Annotated in this window: 15 protein-coding genes; 8 read left to right on the top strand and 7 right to left on the bottom strand. The window is 57.3% G+C overall.

What is annotated here, in order from left to right; all coding sequences use genetic code 11:
- Positions 1–15 precede the first annotated feature (15 nt).
- A complete protein-coding gene (gene secB / locus ROSMUCSMR3_RS10185) occupies positions 16–510 on the top strand; it encodes a protein-export chaperone SecB (protein WP_008282757.1) in 495 nt (164 codons plus the stop codon).
- Here secB and dnaQ read toward each other — a convergent pair.
- Genes dnaQ through ROSMUCSMR3_RS10205 form a run of 4 tightly spaced genes read right to left on the bottom strand, consistent with a single transcriptional unit; the run spans position 507 to position 3256 of the window.
- The gene (gene dnaQ, locus ROSMUCSMR3_RS10190; RefSeq protein ID WP_008282756.1) at positions 507–1202 is read right to left on the bottom strand and encodes a DNA polymerase III subunit epsilon; all 696 of its coding nucleotides are present in this window, start codon (positions 1200–1202) and stop codon (positions 507–509) included. The genes secB and dnaQ overlap by 4 nt on opposite strands.
- Positions 1195–1815 (bottom strand): dephospho-CoA kinase, encoded by a 621-nt coding sequence (gene coaE / locus ROSMUCSMR3_RS10195; RefSeq protein ID WP_081507239.1) that lies wholly within the window; start codon positions 1813–1815, stop codon positions 1195–1197. The genes dnaQ and coaE overlap by 8 nt, the downstream gene beginning before the upstream one ends.
- Positions 1812–2660 carry a shikimate dehydrogenase gene (locus ROSMUCSMR3_RS10200; protein WP_081507240.1) on the bottom strand — a complete coding sequence of 283 codons (849 nt, stop codon included), beginning with the start codon at positions 2658–2660 and terminating at the stop codon, positions 1812–1814. The genes coaE and ROSMUCSMR3_RS10200 overlap by 4 nt, the downstream gene beginning before the upstream one ends.
- On the bottom strand, positions 2657–3256 hold the full coding sequence (locus ROSMUCSMR3_RS10205) for a Maf family protein (RefSeq protein ID WP_081507241.1): 600 nt from the start codon (positions 3254–3256) through the stop codon (positions 2657–2659). Before ROSMUCSMR3_RS10205 ends, ROSMUCSMR3_RS10200 begins: the two co-directional genes overlap by 4 nt.
- Before the next feature lie 419 nt (positions 3257–3675).
- Here ROSMUCSMR3_RS10205 and hemJ point away from each other — a divergent pair, with 419 nt between their 5' ends.
- The 7 genes from hemJ to ROSMUCSMR3_RS10240 all read left to right on the top strand — a co-directional run bounded on the left by hemJ (position 3676) and on the right by ROSMUCSMR3_RS10240 (position 11034).
- Positions 3676–4125, top strand: a complete 450-nt coding sequence (gene hemJ, locus ROSMUCSMR3_RS10210; RefSeq protein WP_081507242.1) for a protoporphyrinogen oxidase HemJ — start codon at positions 3676–3678, stop codon at positions 4123–4125.
- A 123-nt stretch (positions 4126–4248) separates the two neighbouring features.
- Positions 4249–5520, top strand: coding sequence for a transcription termination factor Rho (gene rho, locus ROSMUCSMR3_RS10215; RefSeq protein WP_037298660.1), 1272 nt, complete (start codon positions 4249–4251; stop codon positions 5518–5520).
- A 26-nt stretch (positions 5521–5546) separates the two neighbouring features.
- On the top strand, positions 5547–6833 hold the full coding sequence (mnmE, locus tag ROSMUCSMR3_RS10220; RefSeq protein WP_081507243.1) for a tRNA uridine-5-carboxymethylaminomethyl(34) synthesis GTPase MnmE: 1287 nt from the start codon (positions 5547–5549) through the stop codon (positions 6831–6833).
- A gap of 12 nt (positions 6834–6845) precedes the next feature.
- A complete protein-coding gene (mnmG, locus tag ROSMUCSMR3_RS10225; RefSeq protein ID WP_087148871.1) occupies positions 6846–8708 on the top strand; it encodes a tRNA uridine-5-carboxymethylaminomethyl(34) synthesis enzyme MnmG in 1863 nt (620 codons plus the stop codon).
- A complete protein-coding gene (gene rsmG / locus ROSMUCSMR3_RS10230; RefSeq protein WP_081507245.1) occupies positions 8705–9310 on the top strand; it encodes a 16S rRNA (guanine(527)-N(7))-methyltransferase RsmG in 606 nt (201 codons plus the stop codon). Before mnmG ends, rsmG begins: the two co-directional genes overlap by 4 nt.
- On the top strand, positions 9303–10112 hold the full coding sequence (locus tag ROSMUCSMR3_RS10235; protein WP_081507246.1) for a ParA family protein: 810 nt from the start codon (positions 9303–9305) through the stop codon (positions 10110–10112). Before rsmG ends, ROSMUCSMR3_RS10235 begins: the two co-directional genes overlap by 8 nt.
- A gap of 16 nt (positions 10113–10128) precedes the next feature.
- A complete protein-coding gene (locus tag ROSMUCSMR3_RS10240; RefSeq protein WP_081507247.1) occupies positions 10129–11034 on the top strand; it encodes a ParB/RepB/Spo0J family partition protein in 906 nt (301 codons plus the stop codon).
- On the opposite strand, the gene hemW is transcribed toward ROSMUCSMR3_RS10240, so the two are convergent.
- From hemW to rph, 3 genes are read right to left on the bottom strand one after another with little or no spacing between them, the layout of a single operon-like run.
- Positions 11031–12188, bottom strand: coding sequence for a radical SAM family heme chaperone HemW (hemW, locus tag ROSMUCSMR3_RS10245; protein ID WP_081507248.1), 1158 nt, complete (start codon positions 12186–12188; stop codon positions 11031–11033). The genes ROSMUCSMR3_RS10240 and hemW overlap by 4 nt on opposite strands.
- The gene (gene rdgB / locus ROSMUCSMR3_RS10250) at positions 12181–12789 is read right to left on the bottom strand and encodes an RdgB/HAM1 family non-canonical purine NTP pyrophosphatase (protein ID WP_008282744.1); all 609 of its coding nucleotides are present in this window, start codon (positions 12787–12789) and stop codon (positions 12181–12183) included. Before rdgB ends, hemW begins: the two co-directional genes overlap by 8 nt.
- Entirely contained in the window at positions 12782–13498 is a 717-nt protein-coding gene (gene rph / locus ROSMUCSMR3_RS10255) for a ribonuclease PH (RefSeq protein ID WP_081507249.1), read from the bottom strand. The genes rdgB and rph overlap by 8 nt, the downstream gene beginning before the upstream one ends.
- Positions 13499–13548: the final 50 nt, after the last annotated feature.

Consider the following 13548-nt stretch of genomic DNA (forward strand, 5'->3'; position numbering starts at 1 on the left):
CTTCAGGAGGTTTTCATGGCCGAACATGAAAATGGCACCGCACAAGCCGGGCCACAAATGAAAATGAACATCCTATCGCAATTCATCCGCGATATGTCCTTTGAGAATGTGCTTGCACAGCGGGGCACTGGGGGTGAGGTGCAGCCGGATGTGCAGGTGTCGGTCAATCTCGATGCCAAGAAGCGCAGCGTGGAGCATCAATATGAAGTGGTGGTCAAACTGACCATCAACTCGCGCAACAAGGCCGCAAATGAAGTTTTGTTCGTTCTGGAGCTGGAATATGTGGGCGTTTTCCACATCGAAGGCGTGCCGGAAGAGCAGCTGCATCCGTTCCTGTTGATCGAATGTCCGCGGATGGTTTTCCCGTTCATCCGGCGTATCGTCAGCGACATTACGCATGATGGTGGCTTCCCGCCGTTGAACCTTGAAAACATTGATTTCGTTCAGCTTTATCGCAACGAAATTGCGCGCCGTCAGGCGCAAGTGTCTGCGCCCAAGGCTGACGCCTAAGAAAATTTCCGCCAGAGTGCGGCGTCGCCCATCTTGGCCACAAAGGCCTGATGGGCGTCATTCTCTGTGGCTGTCAGACGAGAGGCGAGCGGCGTCGGTCTGGGCTGTGGCCGCCAGTGAGCTGTGTCGGTCGAGCCACCAGATTTTGCGGTTGGCCCCGTGGCCAACACGAAATCGGGTTGGCGACCACCGATCAATTCCAGATAAACCTCTGCCAAAATCTCGGAGTCAAGCAGGGCACCATGCAGGGTGCGGGCGGAATTATCTATTTGAAATCTGCGACATAGCGCATCAAGCGAGGCCGGAGAGCCGGGAAATTTCTTGCGTGCGATGGCGAGGGTATCAACCGCCTGATCCCATGGCAGTTGTGGCAGTTTGAGCCAGCCGAGTTCGGCGTTGAGGAATTTCATATCAAACGCCGCGTTGTGGATGACAAGCCGCGCATCCTGCACGAAATCAAGAAATTCCTGAGCAATTTCAGCGAATAAGGGCTTGTCGCGCAGGAAATCATCGCCAAGGCCATGAACCGCAAAGGCGGCCTCGGGCATGGCGCGCTGCGGGTTGATGTATTTGTGAAAGGTTCGGCCTGTGGGCATGTGGTTGTAGAGCTCTACAGCGCCAATCTCGACGATGCGGTCGCCGGATTCTGGTTCAAAACCAGTGGTTTCCGTGTCGAGAACGATTTCACGCATGGTCTGCCCTTTGTCTTATGTCGCGAAGGATAGATTGGACCTGTTGGCGGGCGGATTCAAGGGTTTCGGTCTCGATCACATAATCGGCGCGGGCGCGTTTTTCGGCATCAGGTATCTGTTTTTCAAGAATATTCTCAAACTGCTCTGGGGTCATGGTACCACGCTCCAGGACGCGGGCGCGCTGCACTTCGGGGGGGGCGCTGACCACCACGGTGTAATCCATGCCACGATCCGCGCCGGTTTCAAAAAGCAGGGGAATATCGAGGACGAGGACGGGCGCGGGATTTGTAAGCTCTGTAAGGTTCTTACGGTGATTATGTACAAAATCCGCACGGTCGCGCGCGACCAGCGGATGCACGATGGATTCGATCTGAGCGAGGGCAGAGGGATCGCGGGACATGATCGCCTTGAGCCGGGCGCGGGAGATGGCCCCGTCCTCGATCGCCTCGGGGAAAGTGGCCGCCATGGGTGCCACGGCGGCACCACCGGGGGCGTAGAGCCGATGCACAGCGGCGTCGGCATCCCAGACAGGACACCCCTCTTCGTTAAAGAGGCGGGCAGTGGTTGATTTGCCCATTCCGATGGAACCGGTCAGGCCAATCAGAATGGTCATCGCAAGACTGCGGCGCGGGCGGCGCTATCCACATTGGGGCGGACGCCAAACCAACGCTCGAATGCGGGAACCGCCTGATGCAGAAGCATGCCCAAACCGTCAACGGTGACGCAGCCCATTTTTTCGGCCTCGATCAGGAACTGGGTCTTGAGGGGTGCGTAGACGAGATCTGTGACCAACGCGCCGCGCCGCAAGCCATCAAGCGGCACGCGCAGGGGCGGCTTGCCCAACATACCAAGGGACGTGGTGTTGACGACGGTCGTCGCCTCTTCCATCATATTGCCGGCCTGTACCCAATCGACCACGGTCAGACGCTTGCCAAATTCGGATTGCAACGCTTCGGCGCGGATGCGGGTGCGGTTGGAAATGAAGATTTCCGGCACGCCAACATCGAGAAGTGACGCCACCACCGCACGCGCAGCACCGCCGGCACCGAGGACAGCAGCGGGGCCCAACTCTGGCTGCCACGTGGGGGCGTTTTGGCGGAGGTTCTGAATGAACCCATAGCCGTCGGTGTTATCGGCGTGAAGTTTGCCATCTTTGCGGAAGATGAGCGTATTGGCTGCGCCAATCAGAGTGGCGCGATCTGTTACAAGATCGGCCAAGGCCAATGCGCGTTCCTTGTGCGGGACGGTGATATTGACGCCAACGAAGCCCATTTTTGGCAATGTTTGTAACACATCAGCCAGATTATCAGCGCTGACATCCATCGGAATATAATGGCCTGCAATACCGTTGGTCTTGAGCCAGTGCCCATGCAATTGCGGCGATTTCGAATGCGCGATAGGCGATCCAATGACGCCCGCCAGTGGGATTCTGGCAAGGGGCTGTTTGTCATCGCTCATTGTTGCAGGTCTCCTCGGAGGGTGAGAAAGGACAAAAGATCGAGCAGCGGCAAGCCGAGCACCGTAAAATAATCACCATCCACGCGAGAGAACAAGCGCACGCCTTCTGCTTCGAGCTTGTAAGCCCCAACGCTCACGGAAATGTCAGGCCAGTTTCGGGCAAGATACCCCTCGAGCCAGTCGTCAGAAAAGGGGCGGACCGTCATGCGCGCCATACCGATATGACGCCAGAGCGGACGACCCCCCTGACAGATCACCACCGCTGAGAGAAGATCATGGCGTTTGCCACGCATGGCGGAGAGCTGTGCGCGGGCCTGATCCATGGTTTCTGGCTTGGATAGAAGCGCTCCTTCAAGATCGAGCACTTGATCGCAGCCAATGACAAGCGCTGCGGGATGGCGGGCGCTGATCTTGGTGGCCTTGAGCTCTGCCAATGCATCGGCGATGTCGCGCGGCTTGGCGTCTTCGGCCAGAAGGGCGGCGCGCACGCTTTCTTCGTCGACGCGGGGTGTGACCGCCTCAAAGGTAAGACCGGCGTTTCGCAAGAGGCTCTGGCGGATAGAAGAGCCGGAGGCGAGAATGATGGGGGCGTTCATGTGGATAACCTGCGGAACAACATGCAGGACTGTTTAGGAATAATCCCGGGAGAAATCCATCCCATGCAGCAGTGCGGGGACAACTCTGAATTTCAGGAAGGATCTGAGGTGAGTCATCCTCTGTGGGAAAGAACAACTTTGGTGTGAGGACAATGTTTGATTGGCCGAGTTATCCCAAGGACACGGCGATACCACAACTTGGGGGAGTTTAGTGTAACCTATTGCGGTTATGAGATGTTTTGACGGTCTCATCGTGAAAACAACAGAGGCTTGAAAAACCGTCAACAGTGTTGTCCCCATGGGGATGATCCTGTGGGTAGCGATTTAATCCACAGGTTCGGCGTGCCCTACTTCACACAACATCCTTTCTTATCTCTTTCTAAATATTTAAGAAGAACAGGGTTGGATCGGAGAATTGCATGAGTGACGTCTTGAGTGTGGCTTATCCTTGGATCAAGGCGCTGCATATTATGTCTGTGATCGCCTGGATGGCGGGGTTGTTCTATCTGCCGCGGCTGTTTGTCTATCACACGGAACAGTCCGAGCCGGGGGATAGCCGGGACAGTGTTTTTCAAGTCATGGAATACAAGCTTTTGCGGTATATCATGCAGCCGTCGATGATCGCGACCTGGGGTTTTGGCCTGTTGCTGGTGATGACACCGGGTATTGTCGATTGGGGATCTGTTTGGCCCTATGCAAAATTGGCGGGCGTCGTCGTCATGACGTGGTTTCACATGTGGCTGAGCGCGCGGCGCAAGGAATTTGCCCGAGGGGCCAATACGCGCACCGGCAGACAGCATCGGATTATGAATGAGGTGCCGACACTGGCGATGGTGGTGATCGTGCTTGCTGTCGTGGTCAAGTTCTGAGCCGGATTGACGCGGCGGGCCCTCTTGCTTATGTAAGCGCTGGGCCGCTGTTCTGGTGGCTGTCAAATTCCCGTATCTGACCATAGGCCGCATCCGAAATCGGGTGTCACCAGAGGATTTCCCATGTCCGAAGACCGTTTGAACCTGTCCGACCTCAAAGCGCTGAGCGCCAAGGAGTTGTTGACGATCGCCGAAGAGCTGGAAATCGAGAATGCCTCGACCATGCGCAAGGGCGAGATGATGTTCTCAATCCTCAAAGAGCGGGCCGAGGAGGATTGGACGGTTTACGGCGACGGTGTGCTCGAAGTTCTGCAGGACGGGTTTGGGTTCCTGCGGTCACCGGAGGCCAATTATCTGCCCGGTCCGGACGATATTTATGTCTCGCCTGACATGATCCGACAGTATTCGTTGCGCACTGGCGATACGATCGAAGGGCAGATGAAGCAGCCTGATGAGACGGAGCGGTATTTTGCGCTAACCTCGGTTACACAGATCAACTTTGAGGACCCTGAGCGGGCGCGGCACAAGATTGCGTTTGATAACCTGACGCCGCTCTATCCTGATGAGCGGTTCAAGATGGAAATCGAAGATCCGACCATCAAGGATCGGTCGGCGCGGATCATCGATCTTGTTGCGCCCATCGGGAAGGGGCAGCGGTCTTTGATCGTGGCGCCGCCGCGCACGGGTAAAACGGTGCTGTTGCAGAATATCGCGCATAGTATCGAGAAAAATCATCCGGAATGCTATCTGATCGTTCTCTTGATCGATGAGCGGCCGGAAGAGGTGACGGATATGCAGCGCTCGGTCAAAGGCGAGGTTGTGAGTTCGACCTTTGACGAGCCTGCGACGCGGCATGTGGCGGTGTCGGAGATGGTGATCGAGAAGGCGAAACGCCTGGTAGAGCATAAGCGGGATGTTGTGATCCTGCTTGATTCGATCACGCGCTTGGGGCGGGCCTATAACACGGTGGTGCCGTCCTCGGGGAAGGTGCTGACCGGGGGTGTGGATGCCAACGCGTTGCAGCGGCCCAAGCGGTTCTTTGGGGCGGCGCGGAATATCGAAGAGGGTGGATCGCTGACGATTATCGCGACGGCCTTGATTGATACCGGCAGCCGGATGGACGAGGTCATCTTTGAAGAATTCAAGGGCACCGGGAACTCTGAGATCGTGTTGGATCGCAAGGTTGCGGATAAGCGGGTGTTCCCGGCGATTGATATTCTCAAGTCTGGGACGCGGAAAGAGGATCTGCTGATCGACAAGGGCGATTTGCAGAAGACATTTGTTCTGCGGCGGATCCTGAATCCGATGGGCACGACCGATGCGGTCGAGTTTCTGTTGTCCAAGCTCAAGCAGACCAAGACGAATTCCGAGTTCTTTGACTCGATGAACACCTGAGGCGGAGCGAAAGCGGAGGTGTCCGGATGGACACGGTTTATGCCTTGGCGACAGCACAGGGGAAGGCGGGTGTTGCGGTTGTCCGGGTTAGCGGGCCGCGCGCCTTTGACGCCTGTCTGCGCATCTGTGGTGACGTGCCGGAGCCGCGCAACTCTGTCTTGAGGGTGTTGCGGGATGGGCAGGGCGCGCAGTTGGATCAAGCGCTGGTGCTGACGTTTGCTGAAAAGCAGAGTTTTACCGGCGAAGAGACAGTGGAATTTCATCTTCATGGTAGCGTGGCCGTTGTAGCGGCAGTGCTGGACGTGCTTGGGGGAATTGACGGCCTTCGGTTGGCGGAACCCGGCGAGTTTACCCGCCGGGCCTTGGAAAATGGCCGACTTGATCTGGCGCGGGTTGAGGGGCTGGCTGATCTTATCGATGCGGAGACTGAAGCACAGCGCAAGCAGGCGCTGCGGGTGTTTTCTGGTGCATTGGGCGGGAAATGCGAGGCGTGGCGGGGTCTTTTGCTGCGGGCGGTGGCGCTTTTGGAGGCCACGATTGATTTTGCCGATGAGGAAGTGCCGGTAGACGTTTCGTTTGAGGTGACGGCGCTGGTGAGAGAAGTAACCGAGGCTCTCGAGCGGGAGATCGCTGGCAGCTGGGTTGGCGAGCGGATCCGTAGTGGATTCGAAGTTGCGATCATCGGGGCACCGAATGTGGGAAAATCCACTCTTCTCAACAGTTTGGCAGGTCGGGAGGCGGCGATTACTTCGGAATATGCCGGGACGACGCGGGATGTGATTGAGGTGCGCATGGATCTGGCCGGGTTGCCGGTGACATTGCTCGATACGGCGGGACTGCGTGAGACGGTAGATGCCGTGGAGTCCATTGGGATCGCGCGGGCGCGGGCGCGGGCGGATGCCGCTGACTTGCGGGTGTTTCTTGTTGAGGCTGGGGAGAAGCCGGAGATGGACCCCCGTGAGGATGATATCATCCTTTGGGCTAAGGCAGATTTGTTGGGACGTGTTGAGAACGCCATTTCTGGCAAAACGGGTGCTGGTGTGTCGGAGTTGGTAGCGCGGATTGGGCAGGTGTTAAGTAAACGTGTCGCTGGTGCGGGGATTGCAACGAGGGCGCGGCATCGGCAAGCCATGGAGCGCGGATTGGGTGCGCTACAAGCTGCTTTGGAGCTCCTTTCGTATGGGGAGGCATCGGCGGAGGTTGCGGCGGAGGAGCTACGTGTGGCTATCCGAGCGCTTGATTCTCTGGTAGGACGTATTGATGTCGAGATGGTGCTCGATGAAATTTTCGCCAGCTTCTGCTTGGGTAAATGAGAGGTGTTTCACGTGAAACATTTTGACGTCATTGTTATTGGTGGTGGGCATGCTGGCGCGGAGGCCTCGCATGCGGCCGCGCGCATGGGTGTGAGAACCGCACTGGTGACGTTGAACCGGGCTGGTATCGGGGTGATGTCTTGCAATCCAGCGATTGGGGGGCTTGGCAAGGGCCACCTCGTGCGTGAGATTGATGCGCTGGATGGGGTCATGGGCCGAGTTGCGGACCGTGCGGGCATTCAGTTTCGGTTGTTGAACCGGCGCAAAGGGCCCGCAGTGCAGGGGCCGCGGGCACAGGCCGATCGCAAGATTTACCGCGAAGAGATGCTGCGAGAGCTTGAGTCTTGCTCAACCTTGGAAATTGTTGAGGGCGAGGCCGCCGATTTTGTGATGCAGGGCGAGCGCGTCGCCGGCGTGCGTTTGGCGGATGGAAGCGAGATTTCCGCATCCGCAGTGGTGCTAACAACCGGGACCTTTTTGCGTGGTGTGATTCACATTGGGGATGAGTCCTATCCGGGGGGCCGTATGGGAGACCGCCCCGCAGTGATGTTGGCAGAGCGTATGGATGGGTTTGGGCTGCCGATGGGCCGGCTAAAGACTGGCACGCCGCCCCGGTTAGATGGGAAGACGATTGACTGGTCGCGACTGGAGGAGCAACCGGGGGATGATGACCCGGTGCTGTTTTCGTTTCTGTCCAAGCGCCCAACGGCCCGTCAGGTGTGCTGTGGGATCACGCATACGAACGCACAGACCCATGATATAATTAGGGAAAACCTGGATCGTTCGGCGATGTATGGCGGCCATATAGATGGGATTGGGCCCCGCTATTGCCCGTCGATCGAGGATAAGATCGTACGATTTTCTGACAAAACCTCGCATCAGGTGTTCTTGGAGCCAGAAAGCTTGTCGGATCACGTGATCTATCCCAACGGGATTTCGACTTCGCTACCGGCGGTCGTTCAGGAGGCCTATGTGCGGTCCATTGTTGGGCTGGAGCATGTCGAGATACTTCAGCCTGGTTATGCGATTGAATATGACTATGTCGACCCTCGCGCGCTTGACAGTCGTCTTGCTGTCAAGGCTGTTCCGGGCCTGTTTTTGGCGGGACAAATCAATGGGACAACTGGATATGAGGAGGCCGCAGCGCAAGGCCTGGTTGCAGGGCTGAATGCTGCGCTAGAGGCGAAAGGACGCGAGCCGGTTCAGTTTAGCCGCACCGATAGTTATATCGGCGTGATGATTGATGATCTGACCACACGGGGTGTGAGTGAGCCCTATCGCATGTTCACCTCGCGCGCAGAGTTCCGTCTTTCGTTGCGTGCGGATAATGCGGATCAGCGCCTTACGCCTCTGGGTCTTGATCTTGGCTGTGTTGGAGATGACCGCCGGGCGGTTTTTGGCGACAAGATGGAGCGTCTGGTGCAAGGAAGACAGCGCTTGGAGGCGACAACTTTTACGCCGCGCCAATTGTCTGAGAGCGGTTTCAAGGTGAACCAGGATGGTGCACGGCGCAGTGCATTTCAGATCCTATCCTTTCCCGATGTTGATTTTTCGGATCTTCTGCGGCTGGATCAGGGGTATTCGGAGATTGATCCGGAGTGCCAGCAGCAGCTTGCGCGTGACGCTCTTTACGCCAGCTATATTGAACGGCAGGCGCGTGATGTGGCGATGATGAAGCGTGATGAGGCGCATGTTATTCCAGAGAATTTTTCTTATCATCGCATTGAGGGCCTATCGAACGAGCTCAAGGGTAAGCTGGCGCAGGTGCAGCCAGAGAATCTTGCTCAGGCGGCTCGGATCGAGGGGATGACACCCGCGGCGCTAAGCCTGATTCTTGCAAAACTGCGTCAAGCGGCGCGGGAGAAGATCGCGTGACCGGCTTGCCGGATGTTTCACGTGAAACACAGGCTCGGCTTGAAATTTACGCAGATTTGTTGGTCAAGTGGAACCCGCGCATCAACCTGGTCTCAAGAAAAAGCCTTGATGAGATGTGGACACGGCATTTCGCCGATTCTGCGCAAATTCATGCACTTGCTCCGCCTTCGGTGGATCATTGGGTTGATCTGGGATCAGGGGGCGGCTTTCCAGGCTTGGTGGTTGCGATTTTGGCCCAGGATGGTGGTTCGCCCCGACGGGTGACGTTGATTGAATCGGATGCCCGTAAGGCGGCGTTTCTACGGGTTGTGATTCGAGAGACAGGGCTTAACGCGATGGTTCTCAATGACCGGATTGAAAAGGTCAGACCGCAAGAAGCGGATGTGCTCTCCGCGCGCGCGCTGACGGAGTTAAGTGGGCTTTTGGAGTTTTCCGAGCGCCATTTAGCACAGGATGGTATTGCACTTTTCCTCAAGGGGGCCCGCTGGGAGAATGAAATGGCCGCAGCCGAAAGGACGTGGTCATTCACCCACCGGCTTGTTAAAAGTGCAACAGAAGATGGATCTGTCATTTTTGCCATCACAGGAGTGTCCCGTGCCTGATCCGACGCGCCCCGAAGGACCAAAAATCATTGCGATTGCCAACCAAAAGGGTGGGGTGGGCAAGACCACGACAACCATTAATCTGGCGGCCGCGCTGGCAGAAACCGGCGTGCGGGTGCTGATCGTTGATCTTGATCCGCAGGGCAACGCCTCGACTGGTCTTGGGCTGGATGTGGCGGCGCGGAAATTTACAGTTTATGATCTTTTGTTGGATGAGGCGCCGCTGGGGGATGTTATTCAGCCGACTGCGCAAGATGGGCTTTCGATCATTCCATCAACGGTCGATCTCTCCTCTGCTGATATCGAGCTGATTGCAAACGAGAAACGCAGTTTCCTGCTGCATGACGCCCTGCGACAGTCTGCGATGGATGCGTATGGGTTTGATTATGTATTGATTGATTGCCCGCCGTCGCTCAATCTTTTGACGGTGAATGCAATGGTCGCGGCGCATTCGGTTCTTGTGCCCCTGCAGAGCGAGTTTTTTGCGCTTGAGGGTCTGTCGCAGCTTATGTTGACCATTAGAGAGATTCGTCAGACCGCGAATCCGGCGCTGCGGATCGAAGGGGTTGTGCTGACAATGTTTGATTCGCGCAACAACCTCTCTACCCAGGTCGAACAGGACGCACGTGACAATCTTGGGGAGCTGGTTTTTCGTACGCGGATTCCCCGAAATGTTCGTGTAAGCGAGGCGCCGTCTTATGCCATGTCCGTGCTAAGCTATGATCCGCTGTCCAAGGGAGCGCAAGCGTATCGCGAGTTGGCGCAGGAACTGATTGAAAACACGGCGCGAATCGCCGCCTGATCAAAGGGGATCGGCAATGACCAGCAAGAAATCTCAACCACGTGGTCTTGGCCGTGGGCTGTCAGCATTGATGGCGGATGTCACGACAGAGAGCCCGGAACGCCCCACTGATGCGCCGCGGCGTCCGGATCTGATGGTGCCGGTGGAAAAGGTCCGGCCTAACCCGAACCAGCCGCGCCGGGATTTTGATGGTGCGCTTCTCGAAGATTTGGCGCGGTCGATTTCTGAAAAGGGTATCTTGCAGCCCCTGATCGTGCGGCCCGCCCCGGACCGGGATGGGGAATATGAAATCGTGGCCGGCGAGCGCCGGTGGCGTGCGGCTCAGATGGCCAAGTTGCATCAGATTCCGGTTTTGGTGCGTGATTTCAACGATACAGAAGTGCTCGAAGTTGCCATCATCGAGAATATTCAACGCGCCGATCTCAATCCGGTGGAAGAGGCCTTTGGCTATCAGCAATTGATGCAAAAGTTTGGTCATACGCAAGAGCGACTGGCTGACGCGCTGGGTAAAAGCCGGAGCCATATTGCGAATTCAGTGCGCCTTTTGTCTTTGCCCGATGAGGTTCTGACGTTTCTGCGTGAAGGCAAGTTGTCCTCGGGTCATGCGCGAGCGTTGATTACATTGGACGATCCTGCAGCTATCGCGCGTCAGGTTATCCAGAAATCGCTGTCGGTGCGTGAGACAGAGAAATTGGCTAAGGCTGGAATCGGTAACATCTTTAGCGACACCGGGCGTTCAGCGAAGCCGCGCAAAGAGATCCTCAAGGATGCTGATACACGAGCGCTGGAGGATGATCTTTCGGCCAGTTTAACGATGAAGGTCGAGATTGAGCATGTTCCCGGTCAGGAGAACGGGAGAATTACGATCCATTACGCCTCGCTTGATCAATTGGATCGCCTGATTGGCATGCTCAGCATTTAATCCGGCAAGAGATCGCGAATCACAGCATTGAGCACCGCCCGTCCTGAACGGGTGGCGCGAAGGCGGTTGTCGTGCGTTTCGATCATCCCGATGGACACCAAATGATCGACAGCGGCGGGGTCAAGAGGTTTGCCTGCGAGCCTTTCGAAACGCGCCGGATCAATTCCATCGGTGATGCGCAGGCCCATTAACAAGTATTCTACGGCCTGATCCGGACCAGACAGGCGCTCGCGTGTCTCAATCACACCGCTGTTTTCCACAGATTCCAGCCATTTGCCCGGTGCCCGATGGGCCTCGGTGGCGTATTTCTGGCCATTGTGCGTGATCCGCCCATGCGCGCCCGGCCCGATGCCGATATAGTCGCCATAGCGCCAGTAGATCAGATTGTGCCGCGATTCCGCACCAGCGCGCGCATGGTTCGACACTTCATAGGCTGGCAGGCCAGCAGATGCGCAGATCTCTTGTGTCGTCTCATACATTTCTGCGGCGATATCATCCTCTGGCAACCCGCGCAGCTTGCCCGCTGCGTAGCGATCGCCAAAGGCTGTGCCGGATTCGATGGTAAGCTGGTAGAGCGACAGGTGATCCACCGCCATAGAGAGCGCGCTGCGCAGTTCCGTTTTCCAAGAGTCGAGAGTTTGATCTTGTCGGGCATAGATCAGATCAAAACTGACACGCTCAAAGTTTTCTCGCGCTATATCAAAGGCTTGCCTTGCCTCGGAAACGCTGTGGATACGGCCCAGCCGTTTGAGATCGGCGTCATTCAGGGCCTGAATACCCATAGAAATACGCGAGATGCCCGCTTGCGCGAAGGCGCGAAAGCGCCCGGCCTCGACCGAGCCGGGGTTCGCTTCGAGCGTGATTTCAGGGTCATTCGCCATAGGCCAATGGTGTTTGATCCGCTCAATAATCGCTGCCACCGTTTCCGGAGCCATCAGGCTGGGTGTGCCGCCACCAAAGAACACAGTATTGAGCACGCGTCCGGGTAAAAGCGCGGCGTAGCGATCAATCTCGGTGAGATAGGCCGCGCACCAGCGGCTCTGGTCAATGTGGCGCGCGACATGGCTGTTGAAATCGCAATAGGGGCATTTGGCCTCGCAAAAGGGCCAATGCAGATAGAGACCAAAGCCGCCCTGTTGCCAATCCTCAGCCAAAACAGCCTGCGACCAATTTACCAAACGCGTCTGCGCGGTGGCTGATCCTGTTCTTCTTTGCGGGCGACATTTCGGCAAAGGTCAGATCGTGACCGAGCGGCTGGAACATCGGATCGTAACCGTGCCCTTCTGCGCCCCGTATGGGCCAGACCACCCAGCCCTCGACCGTACCTTCAAAGACCTCGTCGTGCCCATCTGGCCAGGCCAAGACCAATGTGCAACAGAACCGTGCCGTCCAGGGCTGTGGTTCCTTGCTGGCCAAGAGCGCCTCATGGGCCCGAGACATCGCTTTGCCAAAGTCGCGGCCCGTCTCTGTTTCGGCCCAATCTGCCGTATAGACGCCCGGTGCGCCGTCAAGTGCGTCAATCGCTATCCCGGAGTCGTCCGAGAGTGCGGGCAGGCCTGTGGCCTGCGCCGCGGCATGGGCCTTGATCCGCGCATTGCCGACAAAACTTGTTTCTGTCTCTGCAGGCTCCTGCAACCCCATCGCGGCGGCACCAACCACATCAACGCCGTAGGGCGCCAGAAGCGCCCGAATCTCGTCAAGTTTTCCGGCGTTGTGGGTGGCAACGAGCAACCGGTCGTCGGTGAATTTACGCACCCGTCGCCTCGCGTTGTTTCGCCACCAGCTGGTCAACGCCGAGTTCGGCCAGATTAAGCAGCGCGTTCATCTGATCGCGGCTATAGGTTGCGCCTTCAGCGCTCATCTGCACTTCAATAAGGCGTTTTGTGCTGGTCATGATGAAGTTGCCATCCACTCCGGCCTCGCTATCCTCGGGATAGTCGAGATCGAGCACGGGTTGACCGGCATAGATGCCACAGGAAACGGCTGCGACAGGGTCGATCAGCGGATCGCTGAGCACATCGCCCGCTTTCATCAGCTTTTGCACCGCCAGTTTCAGGGCAACCCAGCCGCCGGTGATCGAGGCGCAGCGGGTGCCGCCATCGGCCTGAATCACATCGCAATCCACCGTGATCTGGCGTTCGCCAAGGGCCACGCGGTCGACGCCGGCGCGCAGGCTGCGGCCGATCAGGCGTTGGATTTCAACGGTGCGCCCGCCCTGTTTGCCTGCCGTCGCCTCGCGGCGCATGCGGCTGCCGGTAGAGCGGGGCAGCATGCCATATTCCGCCGTGACCCAGCCCAGCCCAGAACCTTTGACAAAAGGCGGCACGCGCTCTTCGATAGTGGCGGTGCACAAGACATGCGTATCACCAATCTTGATCAGGCAAGAGCCCTCTGCATGTTTGAGCACCCCTGTTTCGATTGAAACGGAGCGCATTTCGCTTAGATCTCTACCTGACGGCCGCATGGCATGTCCTTTTCCTTGGTTGCCCCGAGATATATGGGCAAGCCCTCCTA

This window comes from Roseovarius mucosus (genome assembly GCF_002080415.1).
Lineage (GTDB): Bacteria > Pseudomonadota > Alphaproteobacteria > Rhodobacterales > Rhodobacteraceae > Roseovarius > Roseovarius mucosus_A.